The 20,526-nt window shown below is 71.2% G+C and carries 20 protein-coding genes, 1 tRNA gene and 1 pseudogene; 5 read left to right on the top strand and 17 right to left on the bottom strand.

Annotated elements, in window-relative coordinates; all coding sequences use genetic code 11:
- The gene (locus tag ACZ6Y1_RS09850) at positions 1-576 is read left to right on the top strand and encodes an antibiotic biosynthesis monooxygenase (protein ID WP_469625513.1); all 576 of its coding nucleotides are present in this window, start codon (positions 1-3) and stop codon (positions 574-576) included.
- Positions 577-607: 31 nt separating this feature from the next.
- On the opposite strand, the gene ACZ6Y1_RS09845 is transcribed toward ACZ6Y1_RS09850, so the two are convergent.
- The 9 genes from ACZ6Y1_RS09845 to ACZ6Y1_RS09805 form a co-directional block, all read right to left on the bottom strand.
- The gene (locus tag ACZ6Y1_RS09845; protein WP_469625511.1) at positions 608-2,257 is read right to left on the bottom strand and encodes a long-chain fatty acid--CoA ligase; all 1,650 of its coding nucleotides are present in this window, start codon (positions 2,255-2,257) and stop codon (positions 608-610) included.
- A 160-nt stretch (positions 2,258-2,417) separates the two neighbouring features.
- Complete coding sequence (locus tag ACZ6Y1_RS09840) at positions 2,418-2,951, bottom strand: SigE family RNA polymerase sigma factor (protein WP_469625508.1); 534 nt, start codon at positions 2,949-2,951, stop codon at positions 2,418-2,420.
- 181 nt (positions 2,952-3,132) lie between these two features.
- Positions 3,133-4,299, bottom strand: coding sequence for a lipid-transfer protein (locus ACZ6Y1_RS09835; RefSeq protein WP_469625506.1), 1,167 nt, complete (start codon positions 4,297-4,299; stop codon positions 3,133-3,135).
- A complete protein-coding gene (locus tag ACZ6Y1_RS09830; protein ID WP_469625744.1) occupies positions 4,296-4,679 on the bottom strand; it encodes a MaoC family dehydratase in 384 nt (127 codons plus the stop codon). Before ACZ6Y1_RS09830 ends, ACZ6Y1_RS09835 begins: the two co-directional genes overlap by 4 nt.
- An 18-nt stretch (positions 4,680-4,697) precedes the next feature.
- A complete protein-coding gene (locus ACZ6Y1_RS09825; protein WP_469625502.1) occupies positions 4,698-5,723 on the bottom strand; it encodes an acyl-CoA dehydrogenase family protein in 1,026 nt (341 codons plus the stop codon).
- The gene (locus tag ACZ6Y1_RS09820; RefSeq protein WP_469625500.1) at positions 5,723-6,655 is read right to left on the bottom strand and encodes a bifunctional MaoC family dehydratase N-terminal/OB-fold nucleic acid binding domain-containing protein; all 933 of its coding nucleotides are present in this window, start codon (positions 6,653-6,655) and stop codon (positions 5,723-5,725) included. Before ACZ6Y1_RS09820 ends, ACZ6Y1_RS09825 begins: the two co-directional genes overlap by 1 nt.
- Entirely contained in the window at positions 6,652-7,803 is a 1,152-nt protein-coding gene (locus ACZ6Y1_RS09815) for an acyl-CoA dehydrogenase family protein (RefSeq protein ID WP_469625498.1), read from the bottom strand. The genes ACZ6Y1_RS09820 and ACZ6Y1_RS09815 overlap by 4 nt, the downstream gene beginning before the upstream one ends.
- A 191-nt stretch (positions 7,804-7,994) precedes the next feature.
- On the bottom strand, positions 7,995-8,300 hold the full coding sequence (locus ACZ6Y1_RS09810) for a hypothetical protein (RefSeq protein WP_469625496.1): 306 nt from the start codon (positions 8,298-8,300) through the stop codon (positions 7,995-7,997).
- A 394-nt stretch (positions 8,301-8,694) separates the two neighbouring features.
- Positions 8,695-9,099, bottom strand: a complete 405-nt coding sequence (locus ACZ6Y1_RS09805; RefSeq protein ID WP_469625494.1) for a DUF6344 domain-containing protein — start codon at positions 9,097-9,099, stop codon at positions 8,695-8,697.
- A gap of 203 nt (positions 9,100-9,302) precedes the next feature.
- Here ACZ6Y1_RS09805 and ACZ6Y1_RS09800 point away from each other — a divergent pair, with 203 nt between their 5' ends.
- Positions 9,303-9,911: a hypothetical protein gene (locus ACZ6Y1_RS09800; RefSeq protein ID WP_469625491.1), complete on the top strand. Its 609-nt coding sequence runs from the start codon at positions 9,303-9,305 to the stop codon at positions 9,909-9,911.
- A 67-nt stretch (positions 9,912-9,978) separates the two neighbouring features.
- Here the strand turns inward: ACZ6Y1_RS09800 and ACZ6Y1_RS09795 are convergent.
- From ACZ6Y1_RS09795 to ACZ6Y1_RS09770, 6 genes are all read right to left on the bottom strand, one after another.
- Positions 9,979-10,066 (bottom strand) — tRNA-Ser (locus ACZ6Y1_RS09795).
- Between the two features lie 99 nt (positions 10,067-10,165).
- Positions 10,166-11,131 carry a trypsin-like serine peptidase gene (locus ACZ6Y1_RS09790; protein ID WP_469625489.1) on the bottom strand — a complete coding sequence of 322 codons (966 nt, stop codon included), beginning with the start codon at positions 11,129-11,131 and terminating at the stop codon, positions 10,166-10,168.
- A 183-nt stretch (positions 11,132-11,314) separates the two neighbouring features.
- On the bottom strand, positions 11,315-12,361 hold the full coding sequence (locus ACZ6Y1_RS09785; RefSeq protein ID WP_469625486.1) for a YeiH family protein: 1,047 nt from the start codon (positions 12,359-12,361) through the stop codon (positions 11,315-11,317).
- Positions 12,361-12,909, bottom strand: a complete 549-nt coding sequence (locus ACZ6Y1_RS09780) for a cysteine dioxygenase family protein (protein ID WP_469625484.1) — start codon at positions 12,907-12,909, stop codon at positions 12,361-12,363. Before ACZ6Y1_RS09780 ends, ACZ6Y1_RS09785 begins: the two co-directional genes overlap by 1 nt.
- Positions 12,910-12,999: 90 nt before the next feature.
- Complete coding sequence (locus ACZ6Y1_RS09775) at positions 13,000-13,905, bottom strand: LysR family transcriptional regulator (protein WP_469625480.1); 906 nt, start codon at positions 13,903-13,905, stop codon at positions 13,000-13,002.
- Between the two features lie 156 nt (positions 13,906-14,061).
- A complete protein-coding gene (locus ACZ6Y1_RS09770; protein ID WP_469625478.1) occupies positions 14,062-15,666 on the bottom strand; it encodes a S1C family serine protease in 1,605 nt (534 codons plus the stop codon).
- 236 nt (positions 15,667-15,902) lie between these two features.
- Between ACZ6Y1_RS09770 and ACZ6Y1_RS09765 the strand changes: the two genes are divergently transcribed.
- The 3 genes and pseudogenes from ACZ6Y1_RS09765 to ACZ6Y1_RS09755 all read left to right on the top strand — a co-directional run bounded on the left by ACZ6Y1_RS09765 (position 15,903) and on the right by ACZ6Y1_RS09755 (position 18,635).
- The gene (locus ACZ6Y1_RS09765; RefSeq protein WP_469625475.1) at positions 15,903-16,703 is read left to right on the top strand and encodes a glycerophosphodiester phosphodiesterase; all 801 of its coding nucleotides are present in this window, start codon (positions 15,903-15,905) and stop codon (positions 16,701-16,703) included.
- Between the two features lie 85 nt (positions 16,704-16,788).
- Positions 16,789-17,390, top strand: a pseudogene (locus ACZ6Y1_RS09760) (ATP-binding protein).
- A 270-nt stretch (positions 17,391-17,660) separates the two neighbouring features.
- The gene (locus ACZ6Y1_RS09755; protein WP_469625473.1) at positions 17,661-18,635 is read left to right on the top strand and encodes a DUF5926 family protein; all 975 of its coding nucleotides are present in this window, start codon (positions 17,661-17,663) and stop codon (positions 18,633-18,635) included.
- Between the two features lie 188 nt (positions 18,636-18,823).
- Here ACZ6Y1_RS09755 and ACZ6Y1_RS09750 read toward each other — a convergent pair whose 3' ends face one another.
- On the bottom strand, positions 18,824-19,417 hold the full coding sequence (locus ACZ6Y1_RS09750; RefSeq protein WP_469625471.1) for a hypothetical protein: 594 nt from the start codon (positions 19,415-19,417) through the stop codon (positions 18,824-18,826).
- A 90-nt stretch (positions 19,418-19,507) separates the two neighbouring features.
- Positions 19,508-20,212, bottom strand: coding sequence for a bifunctional DNA primase/polymerase (locus ACZ6Y1_RS09745; RefSeq protein WP_469625468.1), 705 nt, complete (start codon positions 20,210-20,212; stop codon positions 19,508-19,510).
- Between the last annotated feature and the right edge of the window lie 314 nt (positions 20,213-20,526).

Below are 20,526 nucleotides of genomic sequence, written 5' to 3'. Positions count from 1 at the left end.
ATGGCCATCATCGACACGACCGAGCACACCGTCCCCGCGGACAACGGGGAGGTGAACCTGCTCATAGCCCGTCAGGTGGAGCCCGGGTACGAGGAGACCTTCGAGGCCTGGGCCCACGGGATCCTGGAGACGGCCGCGGGCTTCCCGGGGCACCTGGGGTACGGCCTGTTCCGCCCGGCGACCGAGGGCGGCCCGTGGTTCCTGGTGCACCGCTTCCGCAACGAGGCGGCGTTCCAACGCTGGCAGGACTCGCCGGAGCGGGCCCAGTGGTTCTCCAACTGCCTGGGTCACCACCACCAGGAGATAGCCCGCCGGGAACTGCACGGCATGGAGACGTGGTTCGCCAAGCCGGGTACGACCCGGCCCGCGCCGCCCCGGTGGAAGATGGCGATCAGCTCGGGGCTGGCCATCTTCCCGATCTCGCTCGTGGGCAACGCGGTGCTCGGACCGTTCCTGGTGGACCTGCCGTTCGTGCTGCGCACGGCCGCCTTCACCGTCGTGTTCAGCACCCTGATGACCTACGTGGCCATGCCCACCGTCAGCAGGCTGCTGCGGCCGTGGCTCACCAAGGGGTGAGCCACGGCCGTCGCCCACACGCGGGTGCCGGTCAGTCGAGCTTCGTGACCTCGAGCTCGCCGTCCGCGTACTGCTTGCGGATCACCTTCTTGTCGAACTTGCCGACGCTGGTCTTGGGCACCTCCGTGATCACCGTCCAGCGCTCGGGGAGCTGCCACTTGGCGATCGACCGGCCGAGGAACTCGCGCAGGCCCGCGTAGTCGACGGTGGCGCCCGCCTTGAGCACGACGGTGGCCAGCGGGCGCTCGCCCCACTTGTCGTCGGGGACGGCGACCACAGCCGCCTCGGCGACCTCGGGGTGCGCCATCAGGGCGTTCTCCAGCTCCACACTGGAGATCCACTCGCCGCCGGACTTGATGACGTCCTTGGCCCGGTCGGTGAGGGTGAGATAGCCGTCGTGGCTGATGACGCCGACGTCACCGGTCTTGAGCCAGCCGTCCGCGCTGAACTTGTCCTCGGGGCGGAACGGCTCACCCTTGGCACCGCCGAAGTAGGCGCCCGCGATCCAGGTGCCGCGCACCTCCAGCTCACCCGCGGACTCGCCGTCCCAGGGCAGGTGGTCGCCGGAGGGGCCGACCAGGCGGGCCTCGACACCCGCGGGGAAACGGCCCTGGGTGATCCGGTACGGCCACTCCTCCTCGGCGCCCAGACCGGCCGGCGGGTGCGCCATCGTGCCGAGCGGGGAGGTCTCGGTCATGCCCCAGGCGTGGCAGAGGCGGACACCGAGCTTGTCGTAGGCCTCCATCAGGGCGGGCGGACAGGCCGCGCCGCCGATGGTGACCTGCTTCATCGAGGTCAGGTCGCGCGGGTTCGCGGTGACCTCGGCGAGCAGACCCTGCCAGATGGTGGGGACGGCCGCCGCGTGCGACGGCTTCTCGCGCTCGATCATCTCGGCGAGCGGGGCCGGCTGGAGGAAGCGGTCCGGCATCAGCATGTTGATGCCGGTCATGAAGGTGGCGTGCGGCAGGCCCCACGCGTTCACGTGGAACTGCGGGACCACGATGAGGGTGGTGTCCCGGTCGGTCAGCCCCATCGACTCGGCCATGTTGACCTGCATGGAGTGCAGGTAGATCGAGCGGTGCGAGTAGGCGACGCCCTTGGGGTCGCCCGTGGTGCCGGAGGTGTAACACATGGCCGCGGCCTGGCGTTCGTCCAGCTCGGGCCAGTCGTAGGTGACCGGGCGGCCCGCGATCAGCTCCTCGTAATCGTGCACGCGGACGTTCAGGCCTTCGAGCACCGAGCGGTCGCCGGCTCCGGAGACGACGACGTGCTCGACGGTCGGCAGGTGCGGCAGCAGCGGCGCGAGGAGCGGCAGCAGGGTGCCGTTGACGAGCACGACCCGGTCCTCGGCGTGGTTGACGATGAAGACCAGCTGCTCGGGAGGGAGCCGCAGGTTGAGGGTGTGCAGGACCGCGCCCATGGAGGGGATCGCGAAGTACGCCTCGACGTGCTCGGCGTTGTTCCACATCAGCGTCGCCAGAACGCTGCCGGGCTCGACGCCCAGTTCGTCGCGCAGGGCGTTGGCGAGCTGGGCGGCGCGGTCGCCGATCTCGGCGAACGTCCGGCGGTGCGGCTCGGCCCCACCGGTCCACGTCGTCACGGTCGACCTGCCGTGAACCCTCCGACCATGCTCCAGAATCCGGCTGATGGTGAGCGGTACCTCTTGCATGGTGCTGAGCACGGGCGTCCTCCCGGTGGGCGCTGTCACTCGTCTCGACGGTGGGAGAATTCTGCGCACGTACCGCGTGGTATGTCACTACGTCTCGGTAGCTTTCTTCGCAGCCGCCGCGGCCGGTGTTTCACGTGAAACATCGCCCGGACCGAGGACGACGCGCAGGGGCTCAGCGGACCAGAGTGAGCTCCGGATCCTCCCGGAGCTTGCCCAGCGCCCGGGAGACGGCGCTCTTGACCGTGCCGACCGAAACCCCCAGGAGCTCGGCGGTCTGCACCTCGCTGAGGTCCTCGTAGTAGCGCAGTACGACCATGGCCCGCTGCCGGTCGGGCAGCCGTGTCACCGCGCGCCACATCGCGTCGCGCAGGGCCTGTGTCTCCGCGGGGTCGGCGGCCGGGAGGTCCTCGGTCTCCGGGAGTTCGTCGCAGCAGAACTCGTCGACCTTGCGCTTGCGCCACTGGGAGGTGCGGGTGTTGACCAGGGCCCGCCGGACGTAGCCGTCCAGGGCGCGGTGGTCCTCGATGCGGTCCCAGGCCATGTACGTCTTGGTCAGGGCCGTCTGGAGCAGGTCCTCGGCGTCGCACGGGTTGGCGGTGAGGGAGCGCGCCGTGCGCATCAGGACCGTGCCGCGGGTCCGGACGTACGCCGAGAACGACGGGTACGGCGTCGGGTTCGAGGCGAGCGTGCACACAGGCGTGGTCATGTGTCCACGCTAGGAGCGCCCGCCCCTCAGGGGATCGGCCGTAAGTGCCGAAGCGGGGTCCGTCTCAGGTTGTAGGAGTGGGGAAAGCCCCACCTCCTGAAGGTGGAGGAGGTGGGGTCCAACCGGCACGAATCCGGGCGTCAGCGGTCGTGCGTCAGCCGTCGTGCGTAGCCCTCGTGCGTCAGCGGTCGGCTCCCAGGATCAGCCCGGAGGTCGGCACCCCTGTACCGGCCGTGACGAGTACGTGCTCCGCCCCCTCGACCTGGTTGACCGAGGTGCCGCGCAGCTGGCGGACGGCCTCGGCGATCCCGTTCATTCCGTGCAGGTACGCCTCCCCGAGCTGGCCGCCGTGGGTGTTGATCGGCAGCGCGTCCGCGGCCACGAAGTCGGCCGCCTCGCCCGGCTTGCAGAAGCCGAACTCCTCCAGCTGCATCAGCACGAAGGGGGTGAAGTGGTCGTAGAGGATGCCGACGTCGATGTCCGAGGGCCGCAGTCCGCTGGTGCGCCACAGCTGGCGTGCGACCACGTCCATCTCCGGCAGCCCGGTCAGGTCGTCGCGGTAGAAGGAGGTCATGCCCTCCTGCCGGCGTCCGGCTCCCTGCGCGGCCGCGGTGATCACCGCGGGCGCGTGCCGCAGGTCCCGGGCCCGCTCGGGCGTGGTCACGACCAGGGCCTGCCCGCCGTCGGTCTCCTGGCAGCAGTCCAGCAGCCGCAGCGGCTCGACGATCCAGCGCGACGCGGCGTGGTCGGCGAGGGTGATGGGCTTGCCGTAGAAGTAGGCGGCGGGGTTGTTCGCGGCGTGCCGGCGGTCGGTGACGGCGACGTGCCCGAAGGCCTCGGGAGTGAGGTTGTAGGCGTGCAGGTAGCGCTGGGCGGTCATGGCCACCCATGACGCGGGGGTCAGCAGTCCCCAGGGCAGCGACCAGCCGAGTGCCGCGCCCTCCGCCGAGGGTTCGCGCTGCTGGACGCCGGAGCCGAAGCGGCGGCCGGACCGCTCGTTGAAGGCCCGGTAGCAGACCACGACCTCGGCGACTCCGGTGGCGACGGCGAGGGCGGCCTGCTGGACGGTGGCGCAGGCCGCGCCGCCGCCGTAGTGGATGCGGGAGAAGAAGGACAGGTCCCCGATGCCGGCCGCCTGCGCGACGGTGATCTCGGGGCTGGTGTCCATCGTGAAGGTGACCATCCCGTCGACGTCGGCGGGGGTGAGACCGGCGTCGTCGAGGGCGTGGTGCACGGCTTCGACGGCGAGCTTGAGCTCGCTGCGGCCCGAGTCCTTGGAGAACTCGGTCGCTCCGATGCCGGCGACGGCGGCCTTGCCGCCGAGCTCGTCGCGGGTGCGGACGCTCATACCGGCACCTCCGCGGTGACCGTCCCCGCCACGTGGTGGCCGATGCCGTTGGCCCCCAGGACGCGGATCTCGACGGTGTTCCCGGCGACGGCGGTGACGGTGCCCGTGAGCGTCATCGTGTCCCCCGGGTAGTTGGGGGCGCCCAGGCGGATGGCCACCTTGCGCAGGACGGCCCGCGGCCCGAGGTGGTCGGTGACGTACCGGCCGACCAGGCCGTTCGTGGTGAGGATGTTCATGAAGATGTCCGGAGAGCCCTTTTCCCGGGCCAGCGCCGCGTCGTGGTGCACGTCCTGGTAGTCGCGGGAAGCGATCGCGCCCGCGACGATCAGGGTGCGGGTGACCGGGATCTCCAGCGGTGGCAGTTCCTCGCCGACCCTCATGGCGACGGTTCCCATGGCTCAGCCCTCCTGCGCCAGCACGGCGCCCAGTTCGGCCAGCAGCTCGCTGCCGCAGCCCAGGTAAGCGTCCAGCTGGCGCCCCCAGAGGAAGTGCCGGTGGACGGGATGGTCCAGGTCGGCGCCCATGCCGCCGTGCAGGTGCTGGCCCGCGTGTACGACGCGCTTGCCCGCCTCCGAGGCCCACCAGGCCGCCGTCAGCGCGTGTTCGCGTGCCGGGAGGCCCTGGTCGATGCGCCAGGCCGCCTCGTACGTGGTGACCCGGATCGCCTCGGTGTCCATGTAGGCGTCGGCCGCGCGCAGCAGGACCGCCTGGTTGGTGGAGAGCGGCCGGCCGAACTGCTCGCGGGTGGAGGTGTACTCCACGGCGCGGGCGAGCGAGCCCGCGCAGACGCCCGCCTGGAGTCCGGCGAACGCGGTCCGTGCGGCCGCGAGGGTCGCTTCGTACGCGTCCTCGCCCCCGAGGCGCTCGCCCTCCGCCCCGGTCAGCGTGAGCCGGCCCGCCGACCACGGGGCGGTGGTCTCCACCGGGGAGCTGCTCACCCCGGGCGCGTCCGTCCGTACGAACCACAGCGCCCGGTCCGCGTCGGGGACCAGTACGTGCGTGGCATCGCGCAACCAGGGCACGGTGGGGGCGGTTCCGGTGAGGCGGCCGTCCTCGGAGGTGATCCGGCCGCGCGCCGGGAAGGCACCGGTGGCGACCGCCTCGCCGGTGCCGAGGGCGGGGAGCAAGCGGGCGCGCTGCTCGGGGCTGCCGTGCGCGGCCACCGGGAGGATCCCGTACGCGCAGGTGGCGGCGTACGGGACCTGTGCGGTGGTGCGGCCCTGCTCCTCCAGGAGCAGGACCAGGCCGAGCAGGCCGATCTCCTCGACGGCGGCGGTCATGCCCGCCGTGGTGAGGGCCTTCCAGAGCTCGGCGTCGCTGCCGGTGCCTGCGGCTCCGAGGCGTTCGTGGGTGGCGAGGTCGCCGAATATCCGGGCGGCGAGGCCGGCCGCGGCGGCCTGCTCCTCGGTGGGGTGGAAGTCCATCAGCCTTCACTCCCGCGGAAGACGGGGAGTTCGAGGTCGTCGTCGACGCGCAGGAACTCCAGCTGGACGGGCATTCCGATGCGGACCTTGTCGTAGGGGACACCGGTGATGTTGCTGATCATCCGGACCCCCTCGGCGAGCTCGACGAGCGCGACCGCGTAGGGAGGGTCGAAGGCCGGGAAGGGCGGGTGGTGCATGACCACGTACGAGAAGACGGTGCCGGAGCCGGAGGCCTCGACGGTGTCCCAGTCCGGGCTCGCGCAGGCATTGCACCCGGGCAGCCACGGGAAGCGGAGGGCTCCGCAGGAGACACAGCGCTGGAGCAGGAGCTTGTGCTCGCGGACCCCGTCCCAGAATCCCTGGTTGTCGCGGTTGACCACCGGGCGGGGGCGCAGGGCCGGCGCCTTCTTCTTCGCCGGGCTGCCGGCGGGCGCGTACTTGAGGATCCGGAAGCGGTGGGTACCGGCGGGTTCCCCGTTCGCGCGGACGTCCATGCGCGTGGTCACGAAGTGTCCCGTGCCCAGCTTGGTCGTCTTGCGCGGGGACACGGACTCGATGACGGCGTCGAAGGTGACGGTGTCCCCGGGACGCAGCGGGCGCAGGTACTCCTGCTCGCAGTCGGTGGCCACCACGGAGGTGAAACCGGCGCCGTCGAGGAGCGCGAAGAGGTCGTCGTAGCAGGACGAGCGGTCCGAGTGGCCGGAGAGCCCGCCCATCGTCCAGGCCTGCAGCATGGTGGGCGGCGCGATGGCGTCCGGGCCGGTGTAGGCGGGGTTGGTGTCGCCCATCGCCTCGCACCAGTGGCGGATCATCGGTTCGTTGACCCGGTCCTTGCCCCGGCCCGCGGTGGCGGCCGGCCGCCCTTCGAAGGCCGCCAGCAGCGCGTGGAACCGGGCCGCCTCCCCGTCGGTTTCGGCCGCCTGCGCCGTCATCGCTTCCTCCCCTTCATGCCGAGCCGCATCATGGCGACGATCTCCCGCTGGACCTCGCTGACTCCGCCGCCGAAGGTGTTGATCTGCGCGGCGCGGTTCATCCGCTCCAGCTCACCGCCCGCGAAGGCCCCGGAACCGCGTACGAGCGCCTCCTCGCCGACCACTTCCTGGCACATCCGGTACACCTCGACGGTGGACTCGGTGCCGAGGAACTTCACCCCGCTGGCGTCACCGGGGGCGAGGGTGCCCGCGCCGACGTCCTGGACGAGGCGCCAGTTCAGGAGGCGTACGGCGGCCAGCCGTGCGTGCGCCTCGGCGAGCCGGGACTGCACCCAGGGCAGGTCCGCCGGCCGCTCGCCGGTGACCGGGTCGGGGGTGCGGGCGTGGCCGAGGGCGTAGGTGTAGAAGTCCTCGGCCTGCATGCCGATGGCGGCGAGGGCCACGCGCTCGTGGTTGAGCTGGTTGGTGATCAGGCCCCATCCGCCGTGCTCGGGGCCGACGAGGTTGCCGGCGGGCACGCGGACCGAGTCGTAGTACGTCGCCGTGGTGGTGAGCCCGCCGACGGTCTCGATGGGGGTCCAGGAGAACCCCGGGTCGTCGGTGGGCACCAGGATGATCGATATGCCCTTGTGCTTGGGGGCTTCGGTGTCCGTGCGGCAGGCGAGCCAGATCCAGTCGGCGTTCTGGGCGTTGGAAGTGAAGATCTTCTGCCCGTCGATCACCCAGTCGTCGCCGTCGCGGACGGCCCGGGTGCGCAGCGAGGCGAGGTCGGTGCCCGCCTCCGGCTCGGAATAGCCGATGGCGAAGACGATCTCGCCATTGAGGATGCGGGGCAGGAAGTAGTCCTTCTGCTCCTGCGTCCCGTACTTCATCAGGGTAGGGCCGACGGTGTTGAGCGTGACCATGGACACGGGTGCGCCGGCCCGGTAGGCCTCGTCGAAGAAGACGAACTGCTCGTCGGGGCCGCGGCCCTGTCCTCCGTAGGCGACGGGCCAGCCGAGGCCGAGCAGGTCGTCGGCGCCGATGCGGCGCAGCAGTGCGCGCTGGCGGGCCGGGTCCTCGGGAACCCCGTCCGGCAGCAGGTCCTGGAAGTACTTCCGCAGTTCGGCGCGGAGCCGCAACTGGCCTTCGGTCGGGGCGAGGTGCACGGCGCTGGCCTCCCGGCATCACAACATCGAGTAAACCTGACTGTCCGTCAGATTCACCATCGATGTCAAGGTCGGAAGACGAGCCGCTGCCGCACTCGCGGGGAGACGCACGCGAGGGCGCCCGCACTACCGGACCCCAGCCGGTCCGGTCGTACGGGCGCCCTCAACAGTCGGTGCGGCTCAGGCCGCGGCTACCACCAGGGGTGGAAGTTGACCGCCACGTTGGACTGGTGGATCGCGGTGAACGCCGAGCCGTTGACCTGCGCGGTGTTGTTCTGGTTGGACGCTCCGGAACCGGTGGCCACCTGCTGCGAGGTGGAGGAGTTGCCGTTGTTGTCGCCACCGACGCCGCTGCCGATGATGCTGGCGACGCTCGCATTCGATCCGTCGTTCGCGAAGGAGCCGTTGTCGGCCGATGCCACGCCGCCGAAGAGGGCGACGGCGAGCGGGAGAGCGGCGACGGCGGCGATGACGCGGGCGGTACGGATGCTTGCCATGTGTGAATCCTCCAGAAAACCGAAGTGGGAGTTGCTCCAAGGCAGTTGGCCGACCGCCTCGGTCGTTCCGTGTGGTGACGACGTCGCGAGACCAGAGTTGCCCACCGAATCCCCGGCGAACCACCCCGGAGTCTGCGATTCCCCCTCAAGCATGACCAACTCCGGATAAACCCAATTCGCGCCCCCTGCGCCGCAGGTCAGCACCGCGGAACCCGCCGAAACCCTTGCGGCACAAGGGATGAAGCGTTCAGCCAGGAACGCCCGCCCGGACATGCCGAAAAGGGCCGCTCCGTCCGGGAACCCCACCGTCTCCCGGGCCTGCGGCCCTGCAATACCAGGTTTCACGCCCCCTGCACGCCCCCGGCGCCCGCCGGGGCGACTGCGCGGTACCGCACTACGCCGCGAGCGCGAGCCCGTCCCGGGCGTCGACGGCTGCGGGGACGGCATCGGGGGCCGGTGCGGGTGCGAACGCGGCAGCGCGTGCGACGGCGAAAGCGGCACCCATGGCAGCGGCGGTGGTGGACCGGCGGACGGACGGCGACTTGCCGTGGGCCTCCGCGTGGATCCGCTGCTTGATGGTCGGCGGGAGCGAACCGCCCCGCATCATCTGCCGCCAGCTCCGCCGCGCCTGGACACCCACCCGGCGCACGGCGCCGGCCGGGGAGGTGGGGGCGGCGGGAGCAATAGCGGAGGCGAGGGCCGGGGCGGCCTTGCCGACGAGCCCGAGGGAGCCGAGGAGCGCCACGAGGGCGGCGAGGACGGAAGTCCAGATCGACAGGATGACGCTGCGCTGAGCCATGACGGGGTCCCTCATTTCGCGATGTTCCGACGGGCGGATCTGCATACATTCGTCATGATGCGGACGCAACCGCACGGCTCCCACGACCCGCGCCGATCTTCCGACAAACACCACCCAAAGGGCCCATAGCCTCTTTCCGGGGCCCCACCCGCACCCGGAAATCGGGTCGCGCACCCCGCCCTCCGCCTCGAAGAATCCAAGCCATGGGAACGGACATGTACGGGTACATCGAGGCCCGGTGGGACCGCTGGCTGGACGAGGACGACCGCGAGTGGTACGCGGCGATCGACATCGCGCACCTCTACAACGGCCGCTCCTACCTCGCCTTCGGGTGCCTCTTCGGCGTACGCGACAGTACGTTCCGCCCTCTGGCCGCAGATCGCGGCCTGCCCCCGGACATCTCGAAGGAGGCCCGGGCCGAGTTCGGCGACGAGCGTTACGGCGACTCCTGGATCACCTGGGCGGAGCTCTCCGCAACGGACTGGGACGAGCCTGCGACCGAGGTCGACGATTGCGTCCTCGAGTACCGCCGCGATGCCGAGGGCGCCTGGGAGATGTACGGCCGGAATTCGAACCTCGGCCGCTTCGCCGAGCTCTCCGGCATCACGGACCCGCACACCCTGCGCCACGCGGGCCGCAGCCACCCCGAGGGCACGGAGTGGCACGACGGCGACCGCCTCTTCCGCATCGGCCGCCTGCGGCGCAAGGACGCCGTACCGGACAGCGACTGGGAGCCCCTCTGGTCGGTGATGCGCACCCTGGCGGCCATCCACGGCGACGATGCCGTCCGCCTGGTCGTCTGCTTCGGCTGAGCCGGGACGGACGAAGGGGTGTCCCAGACCTGGGACACCCCTTCTGATCAGCGCGTTCTCTGACCTGTGGCGGTGGGTGTGGGATTTGAACCCACGGTGACTCGCGCCACGACGGTTTTCAAGACCGTTCCCTTAGGCCGCTCGGGCAACCCACCCTCGCCCCTGCCGGTCAGCGGCGGAGCGGGCACCAGAGTACCGGCTGTCGGGGGTATCGGGGGCGGCGTTGTCGGCGGGGGGCCGGGCGGGTTCGCCGGTCAGGACGTCTGGGCCTTGTCGTAGGCCGCCTTGGCCTCGTTGCCGAAGTACGGGCCGTACATGCGGTTCGGCAGGAAGTTGTAGCCGAAGCTGTTGACCGAGACCTGCGTGCCCAGGCCCGTGGCCTCGTTGAAGTCCTGGAACCAGGGGCCGCCGCTGGAGCCGCCGGTCATGTTGCACGACAGGCTGTGGTCCTTGGTGAGCAGGAAGTCCTTGCCGCTGTTGCCGCTGCAGTAGACGAGCTTCGTGCCGTCGTACGGGGCGGCCGCGGGGAAGCCGAACGAGTACATCCTCTTGTTGTAGCCGCCGTTGAAGAGGATTCCCTGTGCTCCGACGACCTGGCTGAGGGTCTGGCCGTTCTGGGGCGCGACCACCGCCAGTCCGACGTCCATGTTCATGTCCTCGCTCGCCGCCCACTGGTCGGTGGCGAAGGTCTTGGTGGCCGACCACTGGCCATAGGGAGCGTTGCCGTTGTTGTACGCGGGGACGAAGACCCAGTTCGTGTGCCAGGCGCCCTGGTACTTCACGCAGTGGCCGGCCGTGATGACCGTGCTGCCGTTGGCGCTGGTGATCGAGTCACCGGAGCAGGAGGCGGTCCGGTCCCCCATGGTGAAGAAGACCCGGCCGGAGGTCTTCACGACCGCGCCGCCGCCCGTCCAGGCGCCGCCCGCCTGCGGGAATGCAGTGGGGGAGGCCCCGAGGGAGGCCACGGAAGCGGCGGTCGGGGCGATGCGCGTGGGGGCGGCCGCCGTGGCCGCAGCGGTACGGGACCCGCCCGGAGCCGCCGTGACGTCGAGCGGAACGGCCGCACGCATCCGCTCGGCGGTCCAGAAGCCCGCGGTGTGCTGCTGCCGGAAGGACGCCGGGGCGTCCGCCGCGACCGAGGGAGTGGCGGCCGTCAGGACGCCCGCGATCAGGGCGCCGGCCGAGAGCAGCACGGACAAGGCGGTTCGATGACGATTCACGCATGACTCCTTCTGCCGTGCCCGGGAGCGACGTGGCCGCCGGGCAGGGTGGGGGTGAAGAGCGGTCGGTGCGGATCGGTTGTTCGAGTTGCCGGGAGGAGAGTGGCACGGGCGGGTCGCGATGTCAGCGGGCAGTCGGAACGTTCGGTCGGTTCCGGCCACGAAATGGCCAACTCCCCGCTGCTACATGGTGAGAAGCACGCCTCCGTACGAGACGCCCGCGACCACCAGCCACGCCCCGAGCCCCAGGACAGCGGCCCGCCCGCCCGTCCGTGCCAGTGTCGGCAGGTGGACCGCGCTCCCCAGTCCGAACAGCGCCGCCGCGAGCAGGGCCTCCTGCGCCGTATGCGCCCAGTCCAGCGCCACGGCAGGCAGCACTCCCGTCGCACGCAGCGCGGCCGCCGCCAGGAAGCCGGCCACGAACAGCGGCACGGGGGCCGGCCGGCGCCCCGAGGACGTACGCACCCCGCGCCGGCGCGCCCGTACGGAGAAGGCCACCGCCGCGACCAGCGGCGCGAGCAGCGCCACGCGCATCAGCTTGACCAGCACCGCCTCCCCCAGAGCACCCGGGCCCGCGGTCTGCGCGGTGGCCACCACCTGGCCGACATCGTGGACGCTCGCGCCGACCCACCTGCCGAAGGCCGGGTCGGAGAGCCCCAACGGCCCCTGGAGCAGCGGCAGGACCGCGATGGCGAGGGTTCCGCACAGCGTGACCAGGGCCACCGAGGCGGCCACGTCCTCCTCCTCGCTGCCCGACACCTCGCTCACCGCGCCGATCGCCGAGGCCCCGCAGATCGAGTAGCCGGTGGCGATCAACAACGGCTGATCCCCAGGGAGTCCGAGGCGCCGCCCCAGCCAGAGCGTGCCGAAGAAGGTGGCCCCGACCACCCCGGCGACCATCGCGACGGTCCCCCAGCCCAGCCTCAGCACCTGGCCCAGCCCCAGACCGAGCCCGAGCAGGACGATGCCGATACGCATGAGGCGCCGGCCCGCCAGGGACAGGCCCGGGCGGGCGGTGCCCCGTGCGTAGGACCGCAGGCCGGGGAGGTGGGCCACCGCGATGCCCAGCACCACGGACGCGGTCAGCATGGGCACGGCGGGCAGGAGGCGGTGCACGGACCAAGCCGCCAGCGCTCCGCCCCCAGCCATCGCCAACCCGGGCCAGGGAGTGGACGTTTCACGTGAAACATGCCCGACTGCCACCCGCTGCGGGCGGTGAAGGAGCGCCATCAGTCGACGGGAAGCTGGTAGACGCGGCGGATGCTGGTGCCCAGACGGGACACGTCCGCTCCGTACACGTGCAGGGATATGGCCTTTGAGACACAGGAGTTGCGCACCTTGTGGATGTCGCCGGGCGGCGCGAATCCGCAGACCTCTCCGGCTACGTTGACCACGTCCTCGGTGGCCACCAGCCGGGCGGGACCGGTGCCCGGCGCCAGCCGGAAACGGCGTTCGCTCTCCTCCCCCTGGTGCACCCCGGCCACGCACCACGACACGTGGTCGTGGATGCAGGTCTCCTGACCGGGCAGCCACACCAGCGCCACCACCGAGAAGCTGCCGTCGGACTCGGCGTGCAGGATGTGCTGCCGGTACCGCTGCGGGTCGCCCTCGCACTGCGCGGGCGTCAGCAGGTCGGGGGCGCCCAGGTGCGGGGCGACCCGTTCGCCGACGAGGTAGGCGGTCAGGTCCGGGGCCAGCCCCCGCTCCACGACCGTGCGGATCTCACTGACGAGGGCGGCCATCCTCGTGGTGGTGCGGGCCGGCGTGGTGGTGGTCATGCTGGCAGCGTCCTGCCGCCGACCCATCACGTCCAACGACAGTTCTCACCCGAAATCCCAAGCACTGCTTATGGGTTGGCAGCGGCCCGGTCAGCAGCCGACCCGGTTCGCCGCGACCCGCTTGAGCGCGCCGAGAACCACGGACGTCGCCGGGATGCGCAGGTGGTCCCGGTACACGTAGGCCGAGATGTGGCGGCGCGCGGCCGGCTCCAGCGCCCGCCCGCAGACCTTGCTGAGCGAGAGCGAGGGCAGGACCAGCGCGGGCATCATCGCCACACCCAGGCCCTGGGCGACCAGGCTCTGCACGACCAGGTTGTCGTCGGTCGCGAAACGGACGTCGGGCACGAAACCCAGCTCCGCGCACTCGTGCAGCAGGTTGGCCCGGCAGCGCGGGCAGCCGGCGATCCACCGCTCCTCGGCGAGGTCGGCGAGGTGCACGGCCCTGCGCCGGGCCAGCGGGTGCCCGGTGGGGAGCAGTACGGTCAGCTGGTCCTCCAGCAGCCTGACCTCGGTCACCTCGTCCGGGATCTCCTCGTGCAGCCCCGGATACGTGAAGGCCAGGGTGATGTCGCACTCCCCGCGATCCAGTCGGCGCAGCGAGTCCGGGGGCTCTCCCTCCAGCAGCTCGACCTGCACGCCGGGGTGGTCCTTGGCCAGTCCGCTGAGGGCCTCCGGGACCAGGGTGGCGTTGGCGCTGGGGAAGCCGCAGAGCCGTACCCGCCCGGTGCGCAGACGGGCGTACGCCTTCAGCTGTGCCTCGGCGGCGGAGAGGCTGCCGAGGATCGTCTCGGCGTGCCGGGACAGGGATTTCCCGGCCTCGGTGAGCTGCATCTTCCGGCCCACGCGGGTGAACAGCGGGGTGCCGACGGCGCGTTCCAACGCCTTCATCTGCTGGGTGATGGCGGGCTGGGTGTACCCCAGGACGCGCGCGGCCGCCGAGTAGGAACCGGAGGCGACCACTTCGTGGAACGTCCGTATGTGCCGGGAATCGAACACCAGCGAAGCATAAGCGGACGTTGGGAGGGGCCGTAGGCGGAATCCCGCCTACGGCCCCTCTTCATCAGGCCCATCGGGCCCGTCAGCCCATCGGGCCATCGGGCCCGTCAGCCCGGCAGGCCCACCGGTCCCTGCCGCTGCAGCGGCCCCTCGGTGCTACTTGTCGCCGACCCGCGAGCCGAGCGTGATGTCCACCGTGGTCGGCTTGCCGCTGCGCAGGTAGGTGAGCTTCACGGTGTCGCCGGGCTTGTACGTCCAGATCATGCTGATCAGGGTCGGGCCGCTGTCGACGGGCTTGCCGCCGAACTCGGTGATCACGTCGCCGGGCTTGAGGCCCGCCTTCCCGGCGGGGCCGTTCGGGTCGACCAGCTCGTTGGCGGCCGCGCCCTGCTCGGAGATCTTGGCGCCCTCGGCCTTGGCCTGGAGGTCCACCGAGACCGAGATCACCGGGTAGACCGGCTTGCCGGTCTTGATCAGGGACTCCGCGACGTTCTTGGCCTGGTTGATCGGGATGGCGAAGCCGAGGCCGATGGAACCGGCCTGGCCGCCGCCGAAGCCGCCGTTGCCGGCCGACTGGATGGCGGAGTTGATCCCGATGACGGCACCGCGCCCGTCGAGCAGCGGACCGCCGGAGTTGCCGGGGTTGATCGAGGCGTCGGTCTGGAGCGCGCTCATGTAGGAGTTCTTGCCGCCGGAGCCGTCACCCGAGGCGACGGGCCGGTTCTTGGCGCTGACGATGCCGGTGGTGACCGTGTTCGACAGGCCGAAGGGCGCACCGATCGCGATGGTCGGGTCGCCGACCGCGACGTTCTCGGAGTCGCCCAGCGCCAGCGGCTTGAGGCCGGCCGGCGGGTTCTTCAGCTTGAGGACGGCCACGTCGTAGCCCTGCGCCCGGCCGACGACCTCGGCCTCGTACTTCTTGCCGTCGGAGAACGTCGCGGAGAGCTTGCCGCCGTTGGCGGCGGAGGCCACCACGTGGTTGTTCGTGAGGATGTGGCCCTGCTGGTCGTAGACGAAGCCGGTGCCGGTGCCGCCCTCGCCGTCGCCGGCCGAGGCCTCGATCGTGACGACGCTGGGCAGCGCCGCGGCGGCCAGGCCCGCGATCGAACCGGCCTCGCGCTTGACGTCCTTGGGGGTGTTGCCGGCGGAGATCGTGGTCGAGCCGGTGCCGTTGTTGCTGCGGTCGGCGGCCCAGTAGCCGACGCCGCCGCCGATGCCGCCCGCGATCAGGGCCGCCACGAGCACGCCCGCGATCAGGCCGCCCCTGCCCTTCGGCTTGCCCGTGGGGGTGCCGTCCGCCACCGGAGGAGCCCCCCAGCCTCCGTGGCCGCCCTGGCCGCCACCCACGCCGTACGCGGGCACGGCGGGCGGCGCCGGCGGCCAGACCTCCGCGCCGTGCGCGGCCGGAGCGGGGGCGACGGGGGCCTGCTCGTAGCCCGGTGCGTGGGCCGCGGGAGCCTGGCCGTACCCCGCGGCGGGGTGCGGCGGAGCCGCGGCCGGCGGGGTCGGCGGGAGCTGCTGGGTGTGCTCGGTGCCCGGCGCCGGGGCGGTGGGCGGGAGCTGCTGGGTCACCGGCTCGGTCGCGGGCATGGCCGCGGGAGCAGCCGGGACGGGCTCAGTGGCCGGGGCCGTCGGCGGCGGGTCGGCGGGCTGCGGGGCCGCCGCGGACTCCGCCGCCTGGGTCTCGGAGGCCTGAGCAGGTGGGGCGGACGGGGCCGCGGGGGGCTTGGGGGCCGCGGTGCCCTCGTTCTCGGTGCTCACAGCGCTCTCTCCTCGTCACACACGGCTTCAGAAATCTTCGGCACATCTCGTGCAGTCGGTCCGACTGAACGTTCGACTGGCCTCACAAGTTCCTGGGCAAAGCCTTTCCCATCACCCGTCAGAGCACTGTAAGCCGGACCTGTGCATCCCTCCCCATTCTTTATATCCGACATTTTGGGCGCATCCGCAGGTCTGGACCTCGACGTCCAGGGCCCCCTCGGTGGCACCATGACCCGGTGACCCACGCAACGCCGCACCCCATCCAGGTCGTCGCCCACCGGGGCGCCTCGGAGGACGCGCCCGAGCACACGCTGGCCGCCTACCGCAAGGCCATCGACGACGGCGCGGACGCCCTCGAATGCGACATCCGGCTCACCGCCGACGGCCACCTCGTCCTGGTGCACGACCGCCGGGTGAACCGCACCTCCAACGGCCGCGGTGCCGTCTCCGCCCTGGAGCTCGCCGACCTCGCCGCCCTCGACTTCGGCTCCTGGAAGGACCGCGAGGAGTCCCCCGACTGGGACGCGGACCCCGAGCGCACCTCCGTCCTCACCCTGGAACGGCTCCTGGAGCTCGTGTCCGACGCCGGCCGACCGGTCCAGCTGGCGATCGAGACAAAACACCCGACACGCTGGGCCGGACAGGTGGAGGAACGCCTCCTCTTCCTCCTCAAGCGCTTCGGCCTGGACACCCCGCCCGCGGAGGGACCCCACCCGGTCCGCGTCATGAGCTTCTCGGCGCGCTCCCTGCACCGGGTCCGGGCGGCGGCCCCCACGATCCCGACCGTGTACCTGATGCAGTTCATCTCGCCCCGCATGCGGGACGGACGGCTGCCGGCGGGCGTCCGCATCGCGGGCCCGGGGATGCGGATCGTGCGCAACCACCCCGGCTACATCCGCAAGCTGCAGAGCGCGGGCCACTCCGTACATGTATGGACCGTGAACGATCCCGGAGACGTTCAGCTCTGCGCTGATCTCGGCGTGGAAGCGATCATTACGAACAGACCCCGTCAGGTTCTGTCCCAACTGGGCCGCTGACGTCCCTATTTGCGCACTCACCCCCCGCATCCCATCCGTAACAGGGTGTGCACCGGCGCATCCGCTCCGCATTCGGCCGGTACGAATGCGTCAGAGGGCCGCGCTCCGGCGGTTTCCGGTCCAGGCCATTGGGGCATCCAGACCATGCGTGGGGCTAAGGAGGTTCCGGGGGTGGCGTTGGTGGTGGCACAGGAAGTGCCCACGTCGTCGTGCATGGATGTACGCCATGGTCCTGCGGGTGTGGGCGAGGCGAGACACCGGATGCGTGAACAACTACGCATCAGCGGGGTGTCCGAATCGGTCGTGGACGATGCCGTACTGATCCTTTCCGAACTGCTCAGCAACGCCTGCCGACACGGCAGGCCGCTGGGCTCTCGGGAAGCCGGGGACGGGGAGATACGCGCCGCATGGCGCTTCGACACAGCGGGGCGATTGACGGTCGAGGTCACGGACGGGGGCGGGCCCACTCGCCCCGTTCCGGCCACGCCCTCGGTCACCGCGCGCGGCGGCCGCGGGCTGAACATCATCAGCGCCCTCGCGCAGGACTGGGGTGTCCGGGACGGAGCGGCGGGTGAGGTCACCGTGTGGGTGATCGTTGCCTGTGGGCCCCGGCACGACGATTTCGCTACGCGCGTTGCGGCCCCGGCGATCGACTTCAGCACCGCCTTCGACGATCTCGATCTCTGAAGGCGCCACACGGTCCGCATACGACACGGAGCGACACCACAGGCGACGAGAAGCGGCCTGACACGGAACGACACGACAACCGATCGACACAACAGAAGACCAACAGAACACCGCTCGAAGACAACTGGACCACGCGGGAAGAGACAAGCGGCCGTCCGGGAGCGCACGCCGACCGTGCTCCCGGCCGTACCCCACCGGTTCCGGCGGTACGAACGGCTAGGCTCGCGCCCAGACACGACGCCGTACCGCCGCAACCGGGAGACACCCACGATGGCCAAGAAGCGCCCCGCAGCCAAGACTGCAAAGCCGCAGCTCGACAACGGCGAAATCCCCGTGGTGGGCGCCCGCGAACCCTGTCCGTGCGGATCCGGGCGCCGCTACAAGGCATGCCACGGCGCGGCCGCCGCGCACGCCGTCACCGAGCACGTACGGCGCCCCTTCGAGGGCCTGCCGGGTGAATGCGACTGGGTCGCGCTGCGCGAACTCGTGCCCGCGGCCACCGTGCCGCTGACCCTCAAGGGCGGTCTGCCCGAGGGTGTCCCCTCCGTGACGCTGGTGACCGTACTGCCCATGGCCTGGCCGGCGCTGCGCCGCGAGGACGGTTCCGTCCTGCTCGGCCTGCAGAACGAATCCTCCAGCGGGGACCTCGGCCGCGATCTGGCCGACACCCTGGAGCGTGCTCTCGTGGCGGAGCCGGGTACGCCCGTGGCGGGCCGCCGCGTTCCCGCCGAGGGGCCGCGACTTCAGGACCTCCTGGACGCCGACGGCGGTTTCGAGCCTGTTGTCCACACCGGCTTCGAATTCTGGATTCCGGAAGCGGAGAGCGCTCAGAACGCCTCCCCGGAGATCGCCGCCTCGCTGGAGCGCGCCAACGCCGCCGCCATTCCCACCGTCAAGCTGACCGGTGTGGACGCGGCCTACTGGTGCGAGACCCCGGACAAGAACCACCTGCGCTGGGTCATGCCGCACCCCGAGGAGAAGCTGCTCGACGCCCTGGCGCGGCTGCACGCGGCCGGCACCTCCTCGCTCGGCGAGGGCACGAAGCTCGTCGGTTCCTTCCGCGCGCACGGCCTGATGGTCCCCGTCTGGGACCTCCCCACCGGAGTCACCGCGGAGGACGTGGAGAAGCCCGCCGCGGAGTTCGCGGAGCGGCTGGCCGGGGCCCTGGCCACGGACGCTCCGTTGACGCCGGAGGAGCGCCGGGCGCGCGGCGGGCTCACCAACCGCCAGGTGACCCTCAGCTGACGCACCCCCTCCGCGATCGCCGCGGAGCCGGTGACAGGAGTCACAACTCCCGCTAACCGTCTGCAAATCGGTGTCTGAATATCGGAGATCGAATTTGCGAACAGGCGATCTCTTGTTACCGTTCTTGTAGCCCGGTCGCTGGTGCATCCCCCGTCGCCAGCGACCGGGCCCTTGTTTTTCGGCGGTGCTCAACCGTCGCCCGGCGCCGGTGAGTTGCTCCCGGACCGCAGCAACAGACGCCCTTCATCATCCGGAACTGCAAATTCCGCAACGGCCGAGTAGCTGTCCGCAGGCCCCGAAGAGGCCTCTTTCGGCGTCTCGCACAAACCCGGTTCGTCCCCGGCACCCACCACGCACCGGATCTGCACGGTGCGGCCCGCCGGCCCCATCACCGTCAGCACGGCATCCAGTGCACGGCCGCTGGTGTTCCGGTAGTAACTGCGGCCCCACGTCTGCCCCCCGCCCGCCAGCACGCAGGTCTGCGCCTCCACCCCGTGGGGCGAGGACAGTTCGGGTCCGCAGCGCGCGTCGGAACGCGGCGCGACGGACGGACCGGACCGCTGCCCGGCGGCACCGGGTGCCGCGTCGCGGGGCGCTCCTCCGGAAGACCCATGAGATCGGGAAGAGCCCTTCGAGGAGTCCGAAAGGCCCAGCGTCGAGAACAGGCCGCCGCCTTTTCCGTCGTCCTGACCGGCGGAATCCGGCCCGGCGATCGCTCCCGCGAGTGGGAGGGACAGGATGATCAACACACCGGCGCCGATACCGATCAGGCGGAGATTCATTCGCCGAAGATAGCGACGCGGGAATGGGGCCCGGAGATCCCCGCGCCCAATTCCCCTGGAAACCCGTCCCGCTGGCACCCGTACGAGTGATCAGTACGCAAGTCGGCTGCCGCCGCCGGGTGCTCCGCTGCTCGCCTCGACCAACGCGTCCACGACCGCCTCGACCTCGGGCAGCCAGAGGTCACTTCCCGCTCCCGGCTCCCGCTCCCAGCGGACCCGGCCACCGCTGGACGCGGCAGAGGGCGGCAGCAGCACGTAGCCGCCCTCGCCGTGGAAACGCAGCGAGGAGGGCACATGGTCCTTGGCGTACAGGAGTTCACCGAGCCGCTCCAGCGAATACGGCGCCACCAGCACCGACCACCGCGTCGGCGTGGCAACGACCGGCCCCAGCCGCAGCCCTTGGGCGTCCAGCCGTACGAGCGCACGCGCCGCGGCGCCGGCCGGCAGGCTCACCGCGCACGGGGCGGCCCCGCCGGTGGCCAGGAGCACGGGAGCGCCGGGCCGCCGCGTCCACCACCAGGCCACCATCCGGGCGTCGGTGGTGGCGGCGAGCAGTCCCGGGTCGAAGGGGTGCGCGCCGGGAACGACGCAGTCGGGGTCGGGGCAGGCACAGCGTGAACCGTCCGCGGCGGAACGGCCGACGCCGGGCAGGACGGGCCAGTGCCGGACCGTGGCGCAGTGGAGCGCCGCGTCGAGGAGGGACCGCGGGGCACCGGCCGGCTCTGCCTGGTCGGGGCGCAGGGATCGAAAGCGGTCGCGGAGCCGCTGGAGACGCCTTCCGAGGATCTCGCGCATGAGCGCTCGTTCCTTTCCGTTGAACGCCGAGGGCCACATCACACCACGTAACCGGTGTCTCACCACACGTACACGTTTCGCGTCACTGTCCACCAGAAGCAGGTTCACACGGTTCGTGCAGTCGTCTTACGGGTCCATCAAACGTCCGGCGGGCATGGAGCGCGACCCGCGCCGGTACCGAGACCGGCTGCCGCCGCTAAGGACGGCGACCCGCGCCGGGCGGTTCCAACTGGCCCCGGGCGCTACCGGTTACGTACCCGGGCCTCTTGCCCGGCCCGTCCAGTCGATCGTAAAAACCGTCCGGTTCCAGCTTT

The sequence above is a fragment of the Streptomyces sp. NPDC053432 genome (assembly GCF_055585365.1).
Note: the sequence above shows the minus strand (reverse complement) of the source record. Positions and strands in the feature narration are given on the sequence as shown.